This window comes from Microlunatus phosphovorus NM-1, assembly GCF_000270245.1.
Classification (GTDB): domain Bacteria; phylum Actinomycetota; class Actinomycetes; order Propionibacteriales; family Propionibacteriaceae; genus Microlunatus; species Microlunatus phosphovorus.
The window spans coordinates 2,549,296-2,570,673 of the sequence record NC_015635.1; the positions used below are offsets into that span (position 1 = coordinate 2,549,296).

Here is a 21,378-nt window from a genome sequence, read left to right on the forward strand (position 1 = left end):
GCGGACGCTGTGACAATTCAGACCAGACCTGCCGATCAGGAGCGCCTCGTGGCCGAATTCCCCGAAGACCTGAAGTACACCGCCGAGCACGAATGGGTGCGCAGCGGCAACGGGGCCGTGGTGCGGATCGGGATCACCGAGTACGCGGCCGACCAGCTCGGCGACATCGTCTTCGTGACCGCGCCGACGGTCGGTGAAGAGGTCTCGGCCGGCGATGCCTGCGGGGAGCTGGAGTCGACCAAGAGCGTCTCCGACATCTTCTGCCCGATCTCCGGTGTCGTGTCGGCGGTCAACCCGGTGCTGGAGACCAACCCCGAGACGATCAACAGCGACCCGTACGGGGACGGCTGGCTGTTCGAGATGGAGGTCACCTCCGAGTCCGATCTGGACGACCTGCTCGACGCCGATGCCTACGCCGAAGAGGTTGAAGCGTGAACCAGATTGAATCGTGAACAAAAGGCTCAGGGTGGGAGTCTGACCTAGACTCTCACTGCAGCTTTGGCAGACACGTGAGATTCGACCCGGCGGCGACGTCGGCAGAGACCGGTGAGGAGGACGAAGGCTATGCCGTACTGCAGAAACTGCGGCCATGACAACCCGGAGGGGAGCAACTTCTGCGGCCAGTGCGGTTCGGCGCTGCGCCCGAACCAGGTCTCACCGTCCAGTCCAGCATCAGCTTCGGGGCAGACGCCACCCCGGCAGGCGACGGGAGACACCACCAAGACGATCCCTCCCGTACAGGTCGAGACTGACGTCGAGGGTTTGTCCGCCGAGGACGAGGCAGCGGTGAACGCGCTGCCGCGTGGCTCGGCGCTGCTGATTGTGCAACGCGGCCCGAGCGCCGGGAGCCGCTTCCTGTTGAACACCGACCAGGTATCGGCCGGCCGCCATCAGGACTCCGACATCTTCCTGGACGACATCTCCGTCTCGAGACGCCATGCCACCTTCACCCGCACGGCGGAGGGCATCGTGCTCCGCGACCGGGGCAGCCTGAACGGCACCTACGTGAACCGAGGACTGGTGGACACGACTCTGCTGAGGCACGGCGATGAGGTGCAGATCGGCAAGTTCCGGCTGATCTTCCTCGCCAGCCCGCAGGACGGCGGATAGGCCCCCGCCTAGATGACGGTGAGTCCCGACCCCCCACAGGTGCCCCGAAGCCAGGTTCGCAGCATCGGGCAGGTGCTCGCTGCCTTGAAGGCCGACTTCCCGGACGTCACGATCTCCAAGATCCGGTTCCTGGAGACGGAGGGATTGGTCACACCGGAACGGGCGCCGTCCGGCTACCGCCGCTATGTCGAATCGGACATCGAGCGCCTGCGGTACGTGCTCACCGTGCAGCGGGACCACTACCTGCCGCTCAAGGTGATCCGTGAGCACCTGACCATGATCGACCGGGGTGAGGTGCCGCCCGGTCGTGCGGGGCTGCTGCCACCCGGCGCGACCCCTGTCGATCCCGCGCAGCCGATGGCCAACGGCCAAGCCTCGGGCCAGGTGGTCGACAACGGCTCGGAAGTGGCCGCGGCGCCAACCGCACCCAGTCCACCGGCCCGTCAACCGCTGCGCCTCACCCGCAAGGACCTGCTGGAGGCCAGCGGCCTGTCGGAGGCCGCGTTGATGGAGTTGGAGCGCAACAGCATCGTCGCGCCACGCCGTGGCACCGCCTACTACGGGCGGGATGCCCTGACCTTGGCGACGGCGGCCAAGCGGTTGTCGGACTACGGCATGGACGGTCGGCACCTGCGTGCCTTCAAGATGGCCGCCGACCGGGAGATCGGCATGGTCGAGCAGGCGATCGCGCCCTACCTCCGGCGGAGCGAACGGCGTACCGAGGTCATCGGTGAGGTGCTCTCGCTGGTGCTCAGCTTCCATGCGGCACTGGTCCGTTCCGGAATGGACAAGCTGGGGAAGTAGTGTTGAGGCATGCGGGAACTCGACGTGGTCGGCGTCCGAGTGGAGATGCCGGCGAACAACCCGATGGTGCTGCTGCGCGAGGTGGGTGGTGTGCGCTATCTGCCGATCTGGATCGGAGCGAGTGAGGCCTCGGCCATCGCGAACGCCCAGGAGGGTGTGGTGCCGCCTCGCCCGATGACCCATGACCTGATGGTCGACACACTGGCCACATTGGGGCATCGGCTGCGGGAAGTACACATCACCGAACTGAGCGGCGGCACGTTCTATGCGGTGCTGTTGGTCGACGGGGTGGAGATCAGTGCCCGACCCTCGGACGCCATCGCGTTGGCGTTGCGGGTGGGCTCACAGATCTACTGTGCAGAGAACGTCTTGAACGAGGCCGGCATCGAGATGCCGGAGCAGGAGGACGACGAGGTCGAGAAGTTCCGCGAGTTTCTCGATCAGGTCAATCCCGACGACTTCGTCACCGGCGAGGAACCCAAGCCGTGAGGGCCAGACGCTCTGGAGTCTCACTTGAGACTTCGCGCGGGCTCCGCTGGTCCGCGGCGTGTCGTTGACCCCTCGTCGGAGTCGGTCGTAGCGTTTCGGGTGCAAGCAAATCTCCTGGGCGAAATTCCATCGTTCGGGTTCGCATGAAGGGGGAGGCGTCAGTGGGGACGAGCGACATGCCGAAGTCCGATGAGCAGCTCGAGGGCCTGGAATCGATGGCCGATGCCCAGGGTCTGCTGTTCGATGGCGATTTCTCCCCGCTTCCGGCTGATTTCGGCTTCCGCGGGCCGGTCGCCTGCAATGTCGCCGGCATCACCTATCGCCAGCTCGACTACTGGGCTCGGACCGGGCTGGTCTCGCCGGAGATCCGTGGCGCCAAGGGCTCCGGCTCGCAGCGGCTCTACAGCTTCCGGGATGTGCTGCTGCTCAAGGTGATCAAGCGGCTGCTGGACGCCGGGATCTCGCTGAACCAGATCCGTACCGCTATCGAGCATCTGCGCGCCCGCGGCGTGCACGATCTCACCGAGGTCACCTTGATGAGCGATGGTGTCTCCGTCTTCGAGTGCACCTCCGACGATGAGGTCATCGACCTGCTGCGCGGTGGCCAGGGTGTGTTTGGCATCGCGCTGGGTGGCGTGTGGCGTGACATCGAGGGGACGCTGTCCGAGCTGCCTGCCGAGCGCGCCGACGTCCCCGTCGAAGAAACTCCGACAGCCGACGACGAGCTGGCCCAGCGTCGTCGGGCCCGCGCCGTCGGCTGACCCCGGTCGAGTGACGACCCGGTAAGGTAGGCGCTGCTGATGAAGCAGCGTGGGTGGATGGACTGTGGCGGGGGGACTTGTTCCGTCTTCACCCCGGTCGGCACCGCTTTAAGCAAGCTCGGCCTAACACTCAAGACCACGTGAGAATTGCGACTATGCGCCGTGCGCTGACTTCTCTCGCCATACCATCGATTTGCCTGCTATGCACACTGATGGGCTGCAGTTCGCCACCGTCTGATCCGGCGGGAGACTCCTTCGAGGTGCTCAGAAAGGACGAGTCTCGAATAGTTGTGCGTGCCGCCCGGGCGACCGCCGGCATGGACGCAGAACTGGAAGGAACTCTGGCCATCGGTGCTGACGGCTGCGTTGGAATACTTGAGGCGAACGGGGTCTTCCAGGTGGCGATCTTTCCCTTCGAGACTCGCTGGGGCGACGAACCGGACACGCTCGGAGTCAACGGCGAAACTGTGCGCATCGGCGACCGTATGCGTCTCCAAGGTGGCATGACTAGCGACGTGGCGGTGCTAGACCTTGTCCACAAGGAATGTTCGGGCGCAGGGCAGGAGGTCTTCGATTCCACCGGAACTTACTGAGTCGAGCCTATTCAGGCATTCACGATTCCACGATCTGCCCAACCGGGGCCAGCCCACGCCCAGCGCAGTGAGTATGTCGCCGACGAGCGCGGAGCTGGGGAGGCATCGTTGTTCGAGTTGAGAACTCGCGCAACGACATCTCTGACGTCCAGTGTTGATCTGTTCTGTCGGCTGACACCCGGTCGAGTGACGAGCCGGTAAGGTGGGCGCTGCTGATGAAGCAGCGCGGGAGAGACCACCAGGCTCGATGACGCGCAGGTGGCGCCGAAGGGGCAACCTCCCCGGAACCTCTCAGGCACCCAGACCTCGCTGCGATGGCAACTCTGGAACCGGCCGGCGACAGAGGGGGTCCTGAGATGGAGCCTGCCATGGACACAGAGACCTTCGCCGCCCGCCACATCGGACCACGTGCTGACGAGCGCGATCGCATGCTTGCCTTGGTCGGGGCGGCGGACCTGGATGATCTCGTCGCCCAATCCCTGCCGAGCACTATTACGGGCGAGGCGCAGCTGGAGCTTCCTGACCCGCTGAGCGAGTCGGAGGCCCTGACCCGGTTGCGCAGCCTGGCGGCCGAGAACAATCCGGGTCGGGCGATGATCGGACTCGGCTACCACGGCACCATCACTCCCGCGGTGATCCGGCGCAACGTGCTCGAGGATCCCGCCTGGTACACCGCGTACACGCCGTATCAACCGGAGATCAGCCAGGGCCGGTTGGAGGCGTTGCTCAACTTCCAGACCATGATCGCCGACCTCACCGCGCTGCCGATCGCCGGCGCCAGCCTGCTGGACGAGGCGACGGCGGTCGCGGAGGCCATGACCCTGGCCCGGCGCACCACCAAGACGGGCAACGTGCTGTTGCTCGACGCCGATACGCTGCCGCAGACCGTCGCTGTGGTCCGTACCCGGGCCGAGGCGCTCAACTTGGACGTCCGGGTTGCCGACGGCGACCTGCTGGACGCGATCGCGTCCCACCAGCCGTTCGCGGTGGTCGTCCAGACGCCCGGTGCCAGCGGCCGACTGGCGGCGACCCAGGAGCTACAGGCGATCGCCGACGCGGCCCATGCCAAGGGCGCTGCCGTGATCGCGGCCTGCGACCTGCTGGCGCTCACCCTGGTGACCCCGCCAGGGGAGTGGGGGGCCGACATCGCCGTCGGGTCCAGTCAACGTTTTGGCGTCCCGCTGTTCTACGGCGGTCCGCATGCCGGGTTCATCGCGGTCCGGGCCAAGCTGGAGCGTTCACTGCCGGGTCGACTGGTCGGGGTGTCGAAGGACGCGGATGGTGTGCAGGCGTACCGGCTGGCTCTGCAGACCCGCGAGCAGCACATCCGACGGGAGAAGGCGACCTCCAACATCTGCACTGCCCAGGTGCTGCTGGCGGTGGCGGCCAGCATGTACGCGGTCTATCACGGCCCGCAAGGTCTGGTGCGGATAGCGAACGCGGTGCACGGGGCAGCTTCGGCCTTGGCCGAGGATCTCACCGCCGCCGGGGTCGAGGTGGTCCACGAGCAGTTCTTCGACACCGTGCTCGCTCGGGTGCCGGGTAGGGCTGCGGAGGTAGTCCAGGCGGCACGTGCGGCCGGCGTACATCTGCGGTTGGTGGACGCCGACCAGGTGGGGATCTCGATCGGGCAGGATGCCACGGTCGAGGACCTGGCCGCGGTTCGGGCCGCGTTCGGAGTCGCCGGCGATCCGGCATGGCGGGGCCCCTCGCGGCTGGGGGAGTCTTCCCGGACCTCGGCGTACCTGACCCATCCGGTGTTCAGCACCCACCACAGCGAGACCGCGATGCTGCGCTATCTGCGGGCGTTGTCGGATCGGGACTTCGCGCTGGACCGTGGCATGATCCCGCTCGGCTCCTGCACCATGAAGCTGAACGCCACCACCGAGATGGAGCCGATCTCCTATCCGGGATTCGCCGACCTGCACCCGTTCGTGCCGGGTGCGGACGCGGCCGGTTATGCGATCCTGATCGCGGAGCTCGAAGGCTGGCTGGCCGAGCTGACCGGATATGCCAAGGTGTCGATCCAGCCCAACGCGGGCAGCCAGGGCGAGCTTGCTGGCCTGCTGGCCGTTCGCGGCTATCACCGGTCGCGCGGTGACGAGCAACGGACCGTCTGCCTGATCCCGTCGTCGGCCCACGGCACCAATGCCGCGTCGGCGGTGATGGCGGGCATGAAGGTCGTGGTCGTCAAGGCGACCGATGACGGCTCGGTCGACCTGGACGACCTGCGGGCCAAGATCGCGACCCATCGCGACCAACTCGCCGCGATCATGGTCACCTATCCCTCGACCCATGGTGTGTTCGAGGAAGGCATCACCGAGCTGTGTGGCCTGGTGCACGATGCGGGTGGTCAGGTCTATGTCGACGGCGCCAACCTCAACGCTTTGCTGGGTCTGGCTCGACCTGGCCGATTCGGCGCCGATGTCAGCCACCTCAACCTCCACAAGACCTTCTGTATCCCGCACGGTGGCGGCGGACCTGGCGTTGGGCCGATCGGAGTGGGCGCGCATCTGGTGCCCTACCTGCCGGGTCACCCTCTGGCAGAGGTCGAGGGTCGGGGGAATGGACCGGTGTCTGCGGCACCGTACGGGTCAGCCGGCATCCTGGCGATCAGCTGGGCCTACATCGCGATGATGGGGGCTGACGGGCTGCGCAGTGCCACCCAGCACGCGCTGCTCGCCGCCAACTATGTCGCGGCGCGACTGACCGAGCACTACCCGGTCCTCTACACGGGCCGCAACGGCCGGGTCGCCCATGAGTGCATCCTTGACCTGCGGCCGCTGACCAAGGCCAGCGGGATTACCGTGGATGATGTCGCGAAACGGCTGATCGACTACGGCTTCCACGCCCCGACCATGAGCTTCCCGGTCGCCGGGACCTTGATGGTCGAGCCCACCGAGTCGGAGAATCTGGCCGAGCTGGATCGCTTCTGCGACGCCATGATCGCCATCCGGGGCGAGATCGCGGCGGTCGAGACAGGCGACTGGCCGGGCGCGGACAACCCGCTGGTGAACGCGCCGCACACCCAGGCCCGGGTGACCGCGGAGGAGTGGCATCATCCGTACTCACGTCGGCTTGCGGCATTCCCGTCGGGCCTGCACGCCGGCCCGATCGGCGCCACCGGAGCCGACAAGTACTGGCCCCCGGTGGCTCGGATCGACGGCGCTTTCGGAGACCGCAACCTGATCTGCACCTGCCCACCGCCGGAGGCCTTCGAAGCCTGAACCTAGCCGTCGGGTGGCCAGAGTGGCCAGAAATGAAGCTGGCCCATGACGCTGAGGTCCCCTGCTCCAGCGCCATGGGCCATCTCTTTCGGATCCGGTCTGTGTGTGCGCCATCCCCCGATGTTGGCACTCGCGGTCCGAATCCGTGTTCCCCTGGTGAGAAGAAGATTGCCAGGGCAATCGCAGCGGCGACTTCAGCCTGGGTGGACGAGTGCTCAGGACCTACTCAAGGTTCTCCATGATGCTCAGGATGCATGCTCGACAAGTCGCGGCGGCCGTCGTGACAGTGACGCCGCCGCCTCGACGGCGGTAGTATTCGGCATGGATGCTGTCGAGTTCGTCATTGCGCTGTTGCCGACGGTGTTCGTGATAGTCGTTTGCATCGTTGCCTTCGCCCGACGACGTCACGGCTCGCCGCTGGTCGTGAATCCCTACACGCTCGCGATCGAGCCGAATGCGGACAACCACGGGTCACCGCCAGTGGTCCGGCCGATGCCTGAGCTGACAAGGTCAGATCCCTTGCAGCCGGGCCAGCCACCTCGGCCGGCCCAGATCAGCTGAGGACAAGTCCTCGGCCGATCATGAACTCGAGGCCCTGTTCCCAGCCGCAGTCGTATCGACGGTTCCGGTGGCCCGCATTCGTCGATTCTGGCATCGGAGACGCGGAGGCGTCACGAGAAGGAGGTTTGGCACCTGATTCCGGGCGGTTGCCTCAGCTGGTGCGAAGTGGGGACTGGGGTGTGACCTGCGGTCGCCGGTCCGGCTGGCGCCGCCGGGCCAAAGATGTACCCGGCTCTGACGGGATGCTGAGTCGTTTCGCGCCGCCGGGCTACCAACGGCCACCAGTTGCGCGTGCACGGCGTACGTTTTGCGCCGCGGGGCCACGGACGGCCGTTGACCGGGCGTGCGTGGCGTACGGTTTGCGCCGCCGGGCCACGAACGATCGTCGACCGCGGGTCACGGCGTACCTCTCGCGCCGCCGGGCCACAGATCAGCGCCGGAGCAGCGTCTTCTGGCTCTGTCAGGTGGGATCGCTGATCGAGAAGGAGGTACGGCACCTAAAACCGGCGATTTGAGGTGCCAAACCTCCTTTTCGATTCGACTGTCGCCGCCGGCGATGCACTGGTCAGCGCGGCTGACCGTCCGCCTGCTGGTCGGCATCTTTGACGCCGGTCCCAGGAACGGACAGGGGTGTCACGACGGGCGCCACCACGATGGCGAGGATGCAGACCAGCAACGGCAACACGAAGGCGAGGTTGAGCCCGACCCGGCCGGCGAGCAGGCCGATCAGCGCGGGACCCGCGAGTGCGCCGACATACCCGGCGCCGACCACCCGGGACAAGATGATGCTCTGTCCGGTGCTGCTGATGTTGCCGGCCGCGGTGAACAGCTGCGGTACGACACCGGCGAGGCCGAGACCGAAGATGGTCCAGCCGGCCAGGGTCAGGGCAAACACCGGTGAGACCATCACGAGAGCGATGCCCGCCGCGGCAGCCGCCGAGCCGTAGCGCACCACAAAGGCCGGGCCGAATCGGTGGGCGATCCGGTCCACGGTCAGCCGGCCGACGGTCATCGCCACGGCGAAGATCGCGTACGCCAGCGCAGCGGTGGAACTCGGCTGGTGGAGATGGTCGACAGCGTGCAGGGGAGCCCAGTCGTTGGCGACACCTTCGGCCATCATCAGCAGGAAGGCGAGGACGCCGAAGGCGATCACTCGACCGCGAATGCCTGGCTGAGTCCGAGGAGGGGACGATGCCGCGGCAGCCGAGTCCTCAGACTTCGAGCCAGCGACAGCAGGGGACGCAGCAGGAGCGACCGTCGGCGTACCTGGCAGCATCCGCCCGACGGCAGCGAACCCGACGACGGCGGTGATGGCGGCTGCGACCAATACCGAGGTGCCGAGTCCCACGTCCAGACCTTGCAGGGCAGCGCCGAGCAGGGCGCCAACCGCACCGCCGATCGACCAGTACGCGTGGAAGGCGGACATGATCGGGCGGCCGTAGTCGCGTTCGACGATCACCGCCTGGTCGTTCATGGCGACGTCGAGCGAGCCATTGCCCAATCCGAACACGAACAGCGCGATGCCGAGGGAGACCGCACCGGTGGCATGCACCGGCAGATTCACCGCGAGCACGAACACCGTCAGCGCGACGAGCGAGACGATCTTGCTGCCCAGCCGGTTGATCACGAAGCCGGAGATCTGCATCCCGACGACGCCGCCGAGACCGAGGACCAACAGCAGGATTCCCAACGTGGCGTGGGAGATCTGGGTCTTCTCCTGGACTGGTGGGATGTTGACCAGCCAGGCTGCGAGGCCGAAGCCTGCTACGAAGAAGGTGCCGAAGACGCCGAGTCGGGCCTGCCGGAGTCGTGGGCTGATGGCGGACGGGTCGCGGGCGTCGAACTGCTCGCTGTTGGCTGCCGTGCTCATCAGGCATCCGCGATCGAGCGCAGGACCCGGGCGGGGTTGCCGACCGCGAGTACGCCGGCCGGGATGTCGCGGGTGACCACCGACCCGGCGCCGATCACGCTGTCGTCGCCGATCGTCACGCCCGGGCAGACGATCACGCCGCCGCCCAGCCACACGTTGTTGCCGATGGTGATCGGCTTCGCGGCTTCCAGCTTGTCACGCCGCGGTCCGGGCTCGACCGGATGGGTCGGGGTCAGCAGCTGCACGTTCGGACCGAGCTGACAGTCCTCGCCGATCGTGATCGTGGCCACGTCGAGCGCGGTCAGGTTGTAGTTGACGAAGGTGCGGGCCCCGATATGCAGATGCTCGCCGTAGTCGACATACAGCGGTGGCTTGACGTACGCGCCCTCGCCGAGGGTGCCGAGCAACTCGGCCAGCAATCCGATGGCGGCCAGCGGATCCGCCAGCGAGGCCTGATGGTAGCCGTGCGCCAGCAGGCAGCCACGCTGAGCGCGACGCTCGTTCTCCGGGTCGTCGGCGATGTAGAGGTCACCGGCCAGCATCCGCTCCCGGTTGGTGCGTGGGTCGTCGGCGAAGTAATCCAGAACCGTCATGCGTACGATCGTACTCATAACGTACGACCGTACGCAACGGCTTCTGTCGACTATTTCTGAATCGATGCAGGCGATCTGTTCGGCAAACGGAGAGTGAGCACCGCCAGGCCGATCAGGACCAGTGCCACCCCGAGCCAGCCCAGGACCGGCAGCTGCTCGTGGAGCACCATGACAGCCAGGAACGCGGCCACGACCGGCTCCCACAGCGACAATGTGGTCGCGGTGCTCGCCGGGACCACGGCCAGCCCCCGGCCGAACAACACGTAGCCGAGGAACATCGGCACCACTGCGAGATAGGTGACCGCGGCGAGGTTGCCCGGGGAGGTGACGATCGAGGCGCCGGTAGCGATCACCACCGGCAGCAACAGCACGCCGCCGCAGCCGAACATCGCGCCCATCGTGGTGCGCGTGGGCAGCCCGCGACGGATCAGCGTGGCGGCAGCCCAGGAATAGAGCGCGTACGTGGCGGCTGCGATCACCGCCAAGCCGATGCCGAGCAGCGGACGCCACATCAACGATCCCGTCCCGAGCTCCGGGGCGGAATCGTCGTTCGTGGCGTGGGCGACAGTCAACGCGCCGATCCCGAGCAGGCTGATCCCGGTGCTGACCAGCCAGCGACGCGACAGCGGACGGTGATCGAGAACCCGTTCGATCACCGCCGCGATGATGGGCGCGAGTCCGATGCTGACAACGGTGCCGACCGCGACGCCGGCGAGGCGCATCGAGGAATAGAACGCGAGCGGATAGACCGCGATGGCGAGAGCGCCGAGCAGGATCATCGAACGGTGAGTGCGCAGCTGTCGGGCCCGATCAGCCATGGGGCGGGCGGCGATCGCTCCCTGCAACAGCCCGCCGAATCCCATCGCTGCCGCACCTACCGCCAACGGGCCGACCTCGGGCGCCAGTGCGGCGGCAGTGCCGGTGGTGCCCCACAGGGTCGCGGCCAGCAGGACATAGATCGTGCCTGCTGCACGATGCGGAGGTGGGTTCGTCACGAGCTCGGATCCGATGTGGGAGTGCCGAGTGGGAGAGAATCGACCAGGGCCCCTGCCAGGCTGCGCGCCCGCCGGAGCCGAGTTGCATCCCCCTCGAGCCCGGCGCGCGCCATCGCTCCCTCCATCAGGAACGCGAGCTGTTCGCCGATGGCCGCTGACTGGTTGGGAGCGGCGCCCAGCTCGGCGAGATGTCGTACCAGCAGCGACTCCACCTCTTCCTTGTGGCGGCGGACCAGATCGCGGCCGGGAGCACCGATCGGCAGCTCGGCGGCGGCATTGAGCAAGCCGCAGCCGCGGAACCCGTGCTGCTGATAGGTGAACTCGGCATGGTCGAGGTAGGCGTCGAAGACCGCGAGCACGCGCTCCCGTGGGCTGCTCGCCTGCTCGACTCGGGTGCGATAGAGACCGAGCCACTCCTCGTGCCGCTCCCGCAGATAGGTCAGCACCAGCTCGTCGGAGAGGTCACGATCTTCAGGAGCGAGACCCACGTGGGAGGTGGACAGCAGTGCAAGACCTCGGGAATCAGGGGAGAGCACGGCGGTCGGGTCGGAGGCGGGCGACCGCGGCGGCGATCAGGACGCCGATGGCGGCGCCGGTGAAGGACCAGGACAGGCCGGCGCCCTCGATCACGAATCCGGCGATCGCGGTGCCAATGGCAGCGCCGGTGGTGTTGGCCGCGGACAGCAGGGCCTGGGCCTCGTTCAGTCGCTCCGGCGGGGTCAGCCGGTCCAGCAGAGTCTGCTGCATGATCAATGCCGGAGCGATCGACAGACCGGTCAGGAAGAGCAACGGCAGCAGGATCGGCAGCCCGGCGTGGCCGATACCCAGCAGCCCGGCCAGCAGTAACAGGCACAGGCCGAAGAAGCCCATCATCACCGGGAGCGCGCGTCGATCGTCGAACGGCCACGAGCGGGCGCCGAAGACGAGTCCACCGATGGTGCTGCCACTCGCGATCGCCGCGAACAGGATGCCGACCTGCTCCGTGCCGCCCAACGCCCGGTCGGCGGTCGCGGTCATGGAGGTGTCCAGTTGACCGAAGCCCACGCTCAGCAACAGCACCACGATCAGGATGGCCGGTACGCCGGCCGCAGCCAGGGCCGTCCGGGGCGCAGGATCGCCGGTCGAGGACCCCGCCACCTCGTCCCGTGCGCCGAGGGCGTGGCTGGCGCGGCGGGCGAAGCGGGTCAGGCAGTAGGCGATCGTGCCGCCGGCCAGCAGCGTCGCCGTGATGAGCAACGGGAGCACCGCGATCCTGGCGAGCAGGAACGCCGACAGCAGCAGCGGTCCGAGCACGAAGGACAGCTCGACCGAGGTGGCGTCCAGCGCGAAGGCGACCTTGCGGGACCAGGGATCGGGAAAGGCGACCCTGAAGCCGGCGCGCAACGCGGGGCTGACCGCCGGATAGGCGAGGCCGACCCCAGCCGCCAGCGCGACAAGGACCCCGCCCGGGGCTCCTCCGGTCGTGGCCAAAGCGAGGGCGACCAGCAGGGCAGCACTGCTCAGCGAGGTCGGCGCCAGCACCGCCACCTGGCCGAAGCGATCCATCAGCCGTCCCCACAACGGGGTGCCGAGTGCGGCGCCGATCGCGTACGCGCCGCTGACCACGCCGGCCAGTGCATAGGTCTGCCGTTCCTGCTGGACCAAGATCAAGATCCCGAGCGGCAGCATGGCCAGGGTCAGCCGGGCGAACGCCGCGAAGACGAAGGGACGCGCGATCGGCCCATGGGTCAGCAGCCGACCGTACGCCCGAATGCCGGTGCCCAGCTTCAGACTGGTCCGGTTCGCACCGGGAGCGCCTACAGCCGGATCGGCATCGGCATCGCAGGCAGGTCCAGAGGGCACGACGGACAAGCATAGGCGAGCCATATGGTGCGGGGGCCTTCGCGGCCACGGGCAGCCGATCGACGGCCCGCGACACACCGAGCGGACTCCACCCGGTCGAGCAGGTCAGGGCTGGGGCCCTCGGCGCCCCCGATCCGGGCTTAGAAATCGGGTGTCGCGTCATCGCCGACTTGCTGGTGTGGTCTATTCTCTGCATCGGCTCCTTGTTCATCTCCGCCCTGTGTCCGCGGATCTGACGTCCATGAAGGTGGCGTTTGACTGTGGCACACACGATTGCGGATGAGTACGCCGATCACCATCGCGAGACGGTCTCGGTGGAACTGCAACTGGCTCAACTGCAGAACAAAATCAACCATCTGTGGGTGGCACTCGGTTCGCAGCGACTGATCGGGGTTGCCGTCGGTCTGTTGGCGCATCGGTATGGCACCGGCACCGACGAGGCCTGGGAACGGTTGGTCGCCCTCTCCCAACACACCAACACCAAGGTTCGCGACATTGCGCGGGCTCTGGTCCATGCGTTCGATGGCACGATCCGTTGCGAGGATGCCGAACTGCTGGCTGCGGTGAGCAGGCGGCTACCGAACGGCCGCTGGCCGTGACCGTGCGGCCGCACGGGGGTACGGTGCGACCATGCCAGTCGATTCAGAAGCGCTGAGCGTGAGTCTTCGCGCCCTGGCAGCGAACAAATCTGTCGACAACGGCGTGGTGTCGGCGTTGTCGGCGGTCACGGTCGCATGCGTCGAGCTGTTCGGGGTCTCCGGCAGCGGCGTGATGATCGCCGACGAGCAGGATGTCACCCGCTACGTGGCGGCGAGTGACGGTCTTGGGCGGTTCCTGGAGGAGGCCGAATCGAGTTCCGGACAGGGAGCGTGCACGGAAGCGTTCGTCGAGAACCGGATGGTGGCCAGCCGGGATGTGTGCACCGACGAGAGATGGCCGGCGCTTGCGGCGGCCATGACCGGCCACGGGGTGCACGCGGTGCTAGGGATTCCGGTCCGGCTGGGAGCGATTCCGGTCGGCACGCTCGACGTCTATCGCGACCACCCGCACGACTGGGACGACAGCGAGCGCCGCGCGTTGGCTCGCTATGGCGATGTGGTGGAGACCACTCTCACCGCCGCATTGCGAGCCCACACTGCTGGTGAGCTGGCTGGTCAGCTGCAGTATGCGCTGGACTATCGGGTGATCATCGAGCGTGCCGTGGGTTACCTGATGGCCACAGAGCGGGTCGACGCCACGGTGGCCTTCAACCGGCTGAGAGGCGCAGCACGCAGCGGTCGGACCAAGATCGGCACGGTGGCCGAACATCTGCTCTCGACCGGACGGCTTCCTACTCGCTGAGGCTCAGCTTCCCAGCCCGGCCTGCGGCTCGATCATCCCGAGGTGGGACCCCTGACAGGAGGCGCGGGTATGGGCGGCGGCGGCCGTGGCTGCTGCCTCGCTGTCACCGGCGGCGATGGCGGCAACGATGGCTCGGTGCTGCCGGTCGACGGCATACGGCGTGCGGGTCCGGTTGGCCACGGCGCCCCCGCCGGCCCGCAGCCGTGCCTCGATCCCCTCCGACAGATCGGTCAGCAGGGGAGTGCGAGCGATCTCGAGCAGCACGGCATGGAACCGTCCCGATACCGGGTGCCGGCAGTCACGCTGCGCACCCGCCTTGCAGGCATCGGTCAGGACGGCGAGATCGGCATCGGTCCGGCGCAGCGCGGCCAGCCGACAGGCTTCGACCTCGAGCGAGCGCTGGACGGACATCAGCTCTTCGATGCTGTACTGGTCGCTGAAGCGGGTCAGCACACCCGGGATGGCGCTGCGCGCACTGACCATGGTGCCGTTGCCGCGTTGCGGCCGCAGCATGCCGAGATGCACCAGTGTGCTGACCGCCTCGCGGATCGTGGAGCGACCGACCCGCAACTCGGCGGCCAGGTCCGTCCAGGTGGGAATCTTGCTGCCGCGCGGCCAGCGGCCGGTGGCAATCTCCGTATGCAGGATCCGAAGGACGCCGGCCGGCAGATCGCCACTGGCCTCAGCTTCGTCGCTGATGCCCAACTGGGCCTGTATCACGCCTCACACCACCTTCAGCTTCACGATGCCGCTGGTCTTGGCCTTGATGTTGGCGTTTCCGACATAGCTGACCTTGAGCTTGTGAGTGCCCTTCTTCTTGATCTTCGGCAGCTTCGCCTTCCACGTCCCCTGGTGGCTGGCCTTCAAGGTGGTGGAGCCCAGCTTCTTCGATCCGTCATAGGTCGTGACCTTGCCGGTGGCCGCGATCTGGGGAGCCCCGCTGATCGTTACCCGGACGGTGGCGGTGGCTCGCTTGGACTTCTTCACCTTGGTCGGTGAGACTTTCAAGCTCGCAGAGCTGGCTGCCTTGCTGACGGTGAACGCACGGGATGCGTCCGCGCCGATCAGGGCGTCGGTGGTGCCGATCTGCGCAGTCACCGTGTGCTTGCCGACGGCTGCGTCGCGGGGGAGCGCGACCTTGATCGCACCACTGGCCGGCACCGAGATGGTGGTCGACCACTTGCCTTGCGACAGCGTGACCTTGCCGCTGCTGGCCTGGCCGCCGACCTTGAGGCCGACCGTGGTGGTGCGCGCGGCACCGTATGTCAGTGGGGAAGGTGCGGACAGCGTCAATTGGGCGAAGCTGATCTTGATCGCTGCTGAGTTGGCACCGTCACTGGCGAGGATCCGCTGGGCGCCGGAGGCCGTCGGGGCCGGGACCGTGCCCTGGACCGCGCCGGTTGCGTTTGCGCTGAGCGTGCCGAGATTCGTGCTGCCGGCAGTGATGGCGACCGTCGCGTTGGGGGTGAAACCGGTTCCGCTCAGCACCAGTTGGCCGGCGGACCCGGCTTTGGCCGTGATCGTGGGTGCGGTGTCGCTGACCGTGACGGTGGGGGCGACCCGGGAGATCGGCTGGTCGTTGATCGGGCTCGGCGGCAGTTGGCAGGACGTGCCGACATTGAAGCCGACCACCACCGAATCGGAGACCGAATCGGGCAGCTTGGCGACGTCCCTGGCGGCGCCATTGCTGTCTGCCTCGATGCAGGCGAGCACCTGCTCGTTGACCACCACGGCGACCTTCTGCGGCTTGCCGCCGACGCCGATGTAGCCGGTCAGGTCGAAGGCGAGTGTGCCGCCCGGGCGGACCCGTTCGGTGAGGACGGTGGTCGTCGGGGTCGAAGTGACCTTGATCTGTACGGTCACGGCCACGTCGCCGGTGGCGACTCGCAGCGTGTGGTTGCCGACGCTGACATCGCTCGGCAGGGTGACTCGTGCGCTGGCCGGGAGCGCCCCGTCGGCCTCAGTGGTGATGCTGCTGGTGAGAGGGTTGCCATCGAGTGAGACCGACACCACAGTGTTCGGGGTGAAGCTGCGTCCTCGCACAGTCACGGCAGCCCCTGGCCGGAAGGTCGTACCCGCCTGGAAGATGCTGGTGGGGCTGGTCAGCCCGAGGGTGACCTTGTCGACGACGGTGAAGGGCACCTTGAAGGTGATGGGATCGGTCAGTCGGTCACCGGTGCTGGTGAAGAACGCACCGGACAGGATCCGCAGCCAGTGATCGCCGTTGCCCAGCGGTCCGGCCTCGGTCAGCCCGCTCGGCGCCTGGATCCAGCCCTCGAACGAGCCGGTCTCGTGATGGGTGACGAACCAGTACTTGGCCTCCGAGGCGGCCGTCGGGTTGTTGCCTGCCACGGGGTCATAGTCGTCCTCTCCGCCGATGGTCCACGCTGGGCCGGCATCGAAGTCGTACGGGCGGACGGCGACCAGCGGGTCGCCGGTGCTGCCCTGCTTGGCAATGAAGCCGGTACCCGAGATCTCGATCCGCTCACCTGGACTGATCTCGTCGCTGCTGAGGGTGATCGTCGCGCCGGAGCCGGGATCGGTGACGGTGACCGGGGCTGCGTCGGCGGAGGGCGCTGTGGCGACGAGCCCGGCGAATAGCAGGGCGGTGCCCGCGATGGCTGCGACTCCTCGGCGGAGGAGGTGAGATGAGCTCACGAGATCTGGTCCTTTGCGGTCTGTTCGAGGTGCTGGCTCAAAGTGAGCTGGAGAAGGCCGGCCGTGGACGTCGACCAGGGGGCGGTGTCGACGTCCACGGCTGACCCGTGCAGGGTTTGCTGCGCTATCCGGCGAGCAGGGTCACTTGGTGACCTTGATCTTGGCCGTGGCCGAGGACGCCTTCAGCTGGGCGTTGCCGGCGTAGCTGGCCTTGATCGTGTGGTTGCCCTTCTTGGTGATCTTCGGCAGCTTCACCTTGACGGTGCCCTTGTTGCCGGTGGTGACCTTGACGGTGGCGATCTTCTTGCTGCCGTCGTGGATCGTCACGGTGCCGGTCGGGTAGTAGCCGCTCGGCACGCCGCTGCCGGTGATCTTGATCATCGCGGTGGCCCGCTTCGACTTCTTGATCTTGCTGGCGGAGAGCTTGAGCGAGGTGGCCGAGCCGGCCTTGTTGACGGTCACCGAGGCGGATGCCTTCGAGCCGGCGATGCCCGGGGCGGGGGCGAGCTCGGCGGTGACGGTGTGCTTGCCCACCGACAGCGTCTTCGGCAAGGCGACGCTCGCGGTGCCGGAGTTGCTCACCGACACGGACTGCACCTTCTTGCCATCCACCGAGACGGTGACCTCACCGGCTGCAGCGGCGCCGCCGACCTTGAGGTTCACGGTCGCGGTGTTGGCGCCACCGAAGGTGGTCGAGGCCTTCGCCAGAGCCACGGCGGTGGTCGAGGACTCCGGAGTCAGGTCGAGAGTGGCGAGCTTGGCGTCGTTGTTGCCCACACCGGCGGCGACGACCTGGTAGCCGTTGCCGACGGTGGTCACACCCCAGAAGACGTCATCGGTGGTGCCACCCAGATCGATCGAGTGCACCGTGCCTGGCGTGCCGTCCGGCGGGGTGACGGTGATCAGGGCATTGATGCTGCCGCTGACTCCCGAGCTGCCCACCCCGACGATCCGGCCATCGGGCAGTACGACATGGTTGCGGTGGCGATCCGCACTGCCGTTGCCATCGTCTCCGACGTGGTACGCGAGCAGACCCCGGTCGGCCCAATCCTTGTTCAAGGTGCCGTCCGGCTTGAGGCTGAAGAGCAGCGCATCGACGCCGTTGGACGCCGCGTCGCCGGTGCGTCCGCCGCGGTAGCCGTACGCGCTGATCAGGTAGTTGCCCAGGCTGTCCTTCTTGATGCCGTAGGCCTCGGCGAAGCCGCCCAGTCCACCCGGGTAGGCGGTGGCGAGACCGTCGTCGCCCCAGCTCGCGTCGGCCTTGCCGGTCGAGTCGAACTTGCTGATGAAGGGCTGATTGCTGGCACCGACGGAGGCGTACGCGGTGGTGAAGTACGACCCATCCTCTTCGAGCAGGCCGCGACGCAGGTTGTCGCTGAACGGGGTCGGGATCGAGGCGATGCCGTCCTTGCCGAAGGACGTGTCGAGCTGGCCGTTGGCGGACAGCTGCACCGCCGCCGCGTCACGGGCCGTCCGCGTCCCGTTCGAGTCCGTGCCGATGGCGGCGGAGAAGATCGCCTTCTGGTTCGGGCGGACAAAGATGTCATAGCCCGCAGCGTCGGCTGCATTGGTGCCGCCGGTCGGGTGGATGCCGTCGCTGAGATTGATCCGCGTCCAGCCCCCGTTGGTGCCATAGCTGGTGTCGAGGTTGCCATTGGGGTGCACCCGAGCCACGAAGACGTCGGTGTCGCTGGCGGTGGCGGCCGACGACTGGTCGCCCTCGACCTCGCCCACGACCAGGATGCGGCCCAGCTTGTCGACGGTGACGCCGCGCGCGACCTCCTTCGCTCCGGGATTGGTGGTGACGGTCTCGTGGAAGGTCTTGACCAGGTCGATGACGGCACGACCGTCAGTGCCGAAGGCGGTGTCCAGCGAGCCGTCGGCCTTGCTCTTGGTGACCAGCACGGCACGGTTGGTGTCGCTGACCACCTGGTAGCCGACGTTGTAGGTGCCGCCGTCAGGCGACGCGGTGGTGCCGTTGTAGATGTCGGCGAGACCAGGTACGCCGTGGTCGTGGACCACGGGCTCGCTGGGGGCCGCCGCTGCCTGGGGCAGGTTGGACACCGTCAGTGCCGCGGCCACGAGACTGGCTCCGGCGAGCGCGGCGATTGCGCGCCGGCACCGTCGGAATCCATTGTTCTGCTGCATTCCACACTCCTCGAGAGACACACCGGCCGAGCCGGAGGTTTGATGAGGATTACCTAACCATCATCAGATGATTGCTCTATGTGGATGAGCTTCCCCATTTTTGGGGGGTTGTCGTGGCAGCACCGGCGCTTGATCTCGGCAGGCTGAGCTGCACTGTGGTGCCCGCCCCGGGAGTGGAGTCGACCCGAAGCGAGCCACCCGCAGCCGCGGTGGCGTGGCGCATCAGCTGCAGACCGAGTCCGGTCGACCTCGTCTTGGCAACGGGATCGCAGCCGACACCATCGTCGTGCACCTCGGCGCTCAGACCGCCGGTCTGGTCGCGGGCGACCCGGACGTCGATGCGCGTCGCCTGAGCATGCTTGACGGCGTTGCGGACCGATTCCTTGACCACCCGGAAGACCACCGCCACATCGGGATCGGCAAGGCACAGCGAGTGCGTGGGCAGCTCGAGCCGCACCAGCTCCGGCGTCGGCAGTGCGTTCACCCAGCCGGTGAGCGCGCTCGCCAGATCGTCGGCCTGCCACTCGGTCGCTTCGCCCGTGCTCAGCAAGGTCCGCAGATCCTGGATGTCTCCGGCCAGCAGCTTGTTCGCCTGATCCAGCGCCACGCCGACCTCGATGTCGGCGGGCAGGTCACGGACCCCTTCCAGGATCAACCGAGCGGCGGCGAGGTCCTGGACGGTCCGTTCGTGCAGCCGCTCGGCCATCCGGCGATGCTCCTCGGCGCGGGCCTTGAGCGCCTGGTCGGCGAAGAGCGCCCGGTCACGCTCTGCGACGGCGACCGCGCGGGCGAGCCGAAGACTGAGCGGGAAGGTCACGGCGCCGACCAGCAAGACCCCGAGGATGGGGATCGGCAGCCAGTCGCGGAGCAGTGCCGACCGGATGGCTTCGAAGTCGTGCACCGGCTGGTAGATCTCCAGGACGTAGCTGGCGCCGGTCCGGTCGGTGAAGGGGAGATAGATCTCGTACAGGTTGGGCAGCGGCGGGCCCTCCGACTGACGGCCGTCGTCGAGCCGGTCCACGACAGGCTCGCCGGTGTCGAGCGCGACGGCAGCGCCACCGAGCGGGACGACGCTGCCGGAGCGCGCCTCGTCGGTCGACCAGTAGATCTGGCCGGTCGACTGATCGATCCGGCGCCAGATGTGGACCGTCAGGATGTCGCCGCTCGCCAGCCGGGGTTCGACGATCCTGGCGAAGCGAGTCATCCAGCCGCTGTCGCCGGTGATGTCGGCGGAGGTGAGCGGGACTGCCAGGGCGAGCGCGGTGGCGCGTACCTGGTCGGCCGCGGCTTGCTCGGCCTGTTCGGTGGCGCGCACGGTGCACCGCCACCCCAGCAGCACGCCGACGAGCAGCATCACCACCAAGACTGCGGCTGCGTGCCGGCGAACCGGTCGGGTCCGCCACCACGATCGTGCTGTGACACCGATGTTCGGTGAGTGGGCGTTCGGCACGTCGGCCCGGGTGCGGCGGTTCATCGAGTGTCCAGCTCGATGATCCCGAGGTGGACGGCTTCGGCGACGGCGGCCAGCTGCGTCTGCACACCGAGCTTGCTCCGGATGCTCTTCACATGGTCTCGGATGGTGTGGGTGCTGAGACCGAGCTGACGACTGATCTGGGCTGGGTCGCGGCCCGCGGCCAGCAGTTGCAGGATCTCGGTCTCCCGGACGGTGAGCCGCTGGCCGCGGCCTTCATCGGAGCCGACGGGCAGCTCGGCCAGCAGATTCCTCCCTGCTGCCACCGCACGCAGCGCCCGCAGGAGATCGGGCAACGTGGTGCCCTTGGCGAGCACGGCGTACGCGCCGAGCTTGCGGGCGCGGCTGACCACCGCCGGCTGGACATGTGCCGTGAGCACGAGCGCACGAGTCCCCGGTGACAAGGTGGGCAGCTCGGCGAGCAGCGTGAGGCCGTCCCCACCGTCGAGTCGGACGTCCAGAACGGCCAACCGTGGGCGGACCTGGGCCATCAACCGGGCGCCGGCCTCGACATCGCCCGCGGTCAGGATGAGATCGAAGTCCGGCTGATTCGACAACGCTGAGGCCAGTGCACCGGCCAGCACCGCGTGGTCGTCAACCACGACCACATCACAGCGGTCCGGCGTCACGCCGGCGCGAAGCTCGGACTCGACGTTCGCGATGATCGACATCCTGGCTGCCCGCCTCGTCCCGACTCGACTAGGGAAGGCAATCCTAAATCATGTCTGACGTTCCGTCGGGGTCGATGGTGAACGCTCGAGGGAAACCACTAGGCTCGACGCCGTGACGAACCTGCCCGGCGTCTCGGGCACGCGCTGACCGCCGTCAGTGGCCGTGCCTGATCCTTGTCCTCGCCAGCTCTGACGCCAGCCCTCCTCGGCTGGATGCGGTCCCTCGTGGATACCCGCCCCTTGA

The 21,378-nt window shown here is 67.5% G+C and carries 20 protein-coding genes and 1 riboswitch; of the genes, 9 read left to right on the forward strand and 11 right to left on the reverse strand.

The window, feature by feature from the left end:
- Positions 1-48 precede the first annotated feature (48 nt).
- The 7 genes from gcvH (at position 49) to gcvP (ending at position 6,984) form a co-directional block, all read left to right on the forward strand.
- A complete protein-coding gene (gcvH, locus tag MLP_RS11545) occupies positions 49-435 on the forward strand; it encodes a glycine cleavage system protein GcvH (RefSeq protein WP_013863266.1) in 387 nt (128 codons plus the stop codon).
- 129 nt (positions 436-564) lie between these two features.
- Complete coding sequence (locus MLP_RS11550) at positions 565-1,110, forward strand: FHA domain-containing protein (protein WP_041789977.1); 546 nt, start codon at positions 565-567, stop codon at positions 1,108-1,110.
- Positions 1,111-1,149: 39 nt separating this feature from the next.
- Entirely contained in the window at positions 1,150-1,914 is a 765-nt protein-coding gene (ftsR, locus tag MLP_RS11555) for a transcriptional regulator FtsR (protein ID WP_041789979.1), read from the forward strand.
- Positions 1,915-1,923: 9 nt separating this feature from the next.
- Positions 1,924-2,403 carry a bifunctional nuclease family protein gene (locus tag MLP_RS11560; protein ID WP_013863269.1) on the forward strand — a complete coding sequence of 160 codons (480 nt, stop codon included), beginning with the start codon at positions 1,924-1,926 and terminating at the stop codon, positions 2,401-2,403.
- A gap of 143 nt (positions 2,404-2,546) precedes the next feature.
- The gene (locus MLP_RS11565; RefSeq protein ID WP_013863270.1) at positions 2,547-3,164 is read left to right on the forward strand and encodes a MerR family transcriptional regulator; all 618 of its coding nucleotides are present in this window, start codon (positions 2,547-2,549) and stop codon (positions 3,162-3,164) included.
- Between the two features lie 260 nt (positions 3,165-3,424).
- Positions 3,425-3,757, forward strand: a complete 333-nt coding sequence (locus MLP_RS11570) for a hypothetical protein (RefSeq protein WP_156821125.1) — start codon at positions 3,425-3,427, stop codon at positions 3,755-3,757.
- A gap of 216 nt (positions 3,758-3,973) precedes the next feature.
- A riboswitch (glycine riboswitch) is annotated at positions 3,974-4,074 on the forward strand.
- 51 nt (positions 4,075-4,125) lie between these two features.
- Positions 4,126-6,984, forward strand: coding sequence for an aminomethyl-transferring glycine dehydrogenase (gene gcvP / locus MLP_RS11575; RefSeq protein WP_013863272.1), 2,859 nt, complete (start codon positions 4,126-4,128; stop codon positions 6,982-6,984).
- A gap of 222 nt (positions 6,985-7,206) precedes the next feature.
- Here the strand turns inward: gcvP and MLP_RS28950 are convergent, their stop codons facing one another.
- The 6 genes from MLP_RS28950 to MLP_RS11605 all read right to left on the reverse strand — a co-directional run bounded on the left by MLP_RS28950 (position 7,207) and on the right by MLP_RS11605 (position 12,845).
- Positions 7,207-7,452 (reverse strand): hypothetical protein, encoded by a 246-nt coding sequence (locus tag MLP_RS28950; RefSeq protein WP_231851454.1) that lies wholly within the window; start codon positions 7,450-7,452, stop codon positions 7,207-7,209.
- Positions 7,453-8,110: 658 nt separating this feature from the next.
- Positions 8,111-9,415 carry an MFS transporter gene (locus MLP_RS11585; RefSeq protein ID WP_013863275.1) on the reverse strand — a complete coding sequence of 435 codons (1,305 nt, stop codon included), beginning with the start codon at positions 9,413-9,415 and terminating at the stop codon, positions 8,111-8,113.
- Positions 9,415-10,008, reverse strand: a complete 594-nt coding sequence (locus tag MLP_RS11590; protein ID WP_013863276.1) for a sugar O-acetyltransferase — start codon at positions 10,006-10,008, stop codon at positions 9,415-9,417. The genes MLP_RS11585 and MLP_RS11590 overlap by 1 nt, the downstream gene beginning before the upstream one ends.
- Positions 10,009-10,058: 50 nt before the next feature.
- Positions 10,059-11,003, reverse strand: a complete 945-nt coding sequence (locus MLP_RS11595) for a DMT family transporter (RefSeq protein WP_013863277.1) — start codon at positions 11,001-11,003, stop codon at positions 10,059-10,061.
- Complete coding sequence (locus MLP_RS11600; RefSeq protein WP_013863278.1) at positions 11,000-11,491, reverse strand: TetR family transcriptional regulator C-terminal domain-containing protein; 492 nt, start codon at positions 11,489-11,491, stop codon at positions 11,000-11,002. The genes MLP_RS11595 and MLP_RS11600 overlap by 4 nt, the downstream gene beginning before the upstream one ends.
- A 34-nt stretch (positions 11,492-11,525) precedes the next feature.
- Complete coding sequence (locus tag MLP_RS11605) at positions 11,526-12,845, reverse strand: MFS transporter (RefSeq protein ID WP_013863279.1); 1,320 nt, start codon at positions 12,843-12,845, stop codon at positions 11,526-11,528.
- Between the two features lie 260 nt (positions 12,846-13,105).
- On the opposite strand from MLP_RS11605, the gene MLP_RS11610 reads away from it, so the two are divergent.
- Both MLP_RS11610 and MLP_RS11615 read left to right on the forward strand, forming a co-directional pair.
- Positions 13,106-13,444 (forward strand): ANTAR domain-containing protein, encoded by a 339-nt coding sequence (locus tag MLP_RS11610; protein WP_013863280.1) that lies wholly within the window; start codon positions 13,106-13,108, stop codon positions 13,442-13,444.
- A 31-nt stretch (positions 13,445-13,475) separates the two neighbouring features.
- Complete coding sequence (locus MLP_RS11615) at positions 13,476-14,186, forward strand: GAF and ANTAR domain-containing protein (RefSeq protein WP_013863281.1); 711 nt, start codon at positions 13,476-13,478, stop codon at positions 14,184-14,186.
- Between the two features lie 3 nt (positions 14,187-14,189).
- On the opposite strand, the gene MLP_RS11620 is transcribed toward MLP_RS11615, so the two are convergent.
- From MLP_RS11620 to MLP_RS11640, 5 genes are all read right to left on the reverse strand, one after another.
- Positions 14,190-14,906 (reverse strand): FadR/GntR family transcriptional regulator, encoded by a 717-nt coding sequence (locus MLP_RS11620; protein WP_013863282.1) that lies wholly within the window; start codon positions 14,904-14,906, stop codon positions 14,190-14,192.
- A gap of 3 nt (positions 14,907-14,909) precedes the next feature.
- Positions 14,910-16,844, reverse strand: a complete 1,935-nt coding sequence (locus tag MLP_RS11625; protein ID WP_013863283.1) for an Ig-like domain repeat protein — start codon at positions 16,842-16,844, stop codon at positions 14,910-14,912.
- 141 nt (positions 16,845-16,985) lie between these two features.
- On the reverse strand, positions 16,986-18,992 hold the full coding sequence (locus MLP_RS11630) for an Ig-like domain repeat protein (RefSeq protein ID WP_013863284.1): 2,007 nt from the start codon (positions 18,990-18,992) through the stop codon (positions 16,986-16,988).
- A gap of 76 nt (positions 18,993-19,068) precedes the next feature.
- A complete protein-coding gene (locus MLP_RS11635; RefSeq protein WP_013863285.1) occupies positions 19,069-20,466 on the reverse strand; it encodes a sensor histidine kinase in 1,398 nt (465 codons plus the stop codon).
- Positions 20,463-21,134: a response regulator transcription factor gene (locus MLP_RS11640; protein ID WP_013863286.1), complete on the reverse strand. Its 672-nt coding sequence runs from the start codon at positions 21,132-21,134 to the stop codon at positions 20,463-20,465. Before MLP_RS11640 ends, MLP_RS11635 begins: the two co-directional genes overlap by 4 nt.
- Positions 21,135-21,378: the final 244 nt, after the last annotated feature.

What these genes read in the sequence shown, in the direction of transcription:
- MLP_RS11635 (WP_013863285.1), bottom strand. Translation starts at nt 20,466, where the DNA reads ATGAACCGCCGCACCCGGGCCGACGTGCCGAACGCCCACTCACCGAAC.
- MLP_RS11630 (WP_013863284.1), bottom strand. Translation starts at nt 18,992, where the DNA reads ATGCAGCAGAACAATGGATTCCGACGGTGCCGGCGCGCAATCGCCGCG.
- MLP_RS11585 (WP_013863275.1), bottom strand. Translation starts at nt 9,415, where the DNA reads ATGAGCACGGCAGCCAACAGCGAGCAGTTCGACGCCCGCGACCCGTCC.
- MLP_RS11640 (WP_013863286.1), bottom strand. Translation starts at nt 21,134, where the DNA reads ATGTCGATCATCGCGAACGTCGAGTCCGAGCTTCGCGCCGGCGTGACG.
- MLP_RS11560 (WP_013863269.1), top strand. Translation starts at nt 1,924, where the DNA reads ATGCGGGAACTCGACGTGGTCGGCGTCCGAGTGGAGATGCCGGCGAAC.
- gcvP (WP_013863272.1), top strand. Translation starts at nt 4,126, where the DNA reads ATGGACACAGAGACCTTCGCCGCCCGCCACATCGGACCACGTGCTGAC.
- MLP_RS11615 (WP_013863281.1), top strand. Translation starts at nt 13,476, where the DNA reads ATGCCAGTCGATTCAGAAGCGCTGAGCGTGAGTCTTCGCGCCCTGGCA.
- MLP_RS11590 (WP_013863276.1), bottom strand. Translation starts at nt 10,008, where the DNA reads ATGACGGTTCTGGATTACTTCGCCGACGACCCACGCACCAACCGGGAG.
- MLP_RS11550 (WP_041789977.1), top strand. Translation starts at nt 565, where the DNA reads ATGCCGTACTGCAGAAACTGCGGCCATGACAACCCGGAGGGGAGCAAC.
- MLP_RS11565 (WP_013863270.1), top strand. Translation starts at nt 2,547, where the DNA reads ATGAAGGGGGAGGCGTCAGTGGGGACGAGCGACATGCCGAAGTCCGAT.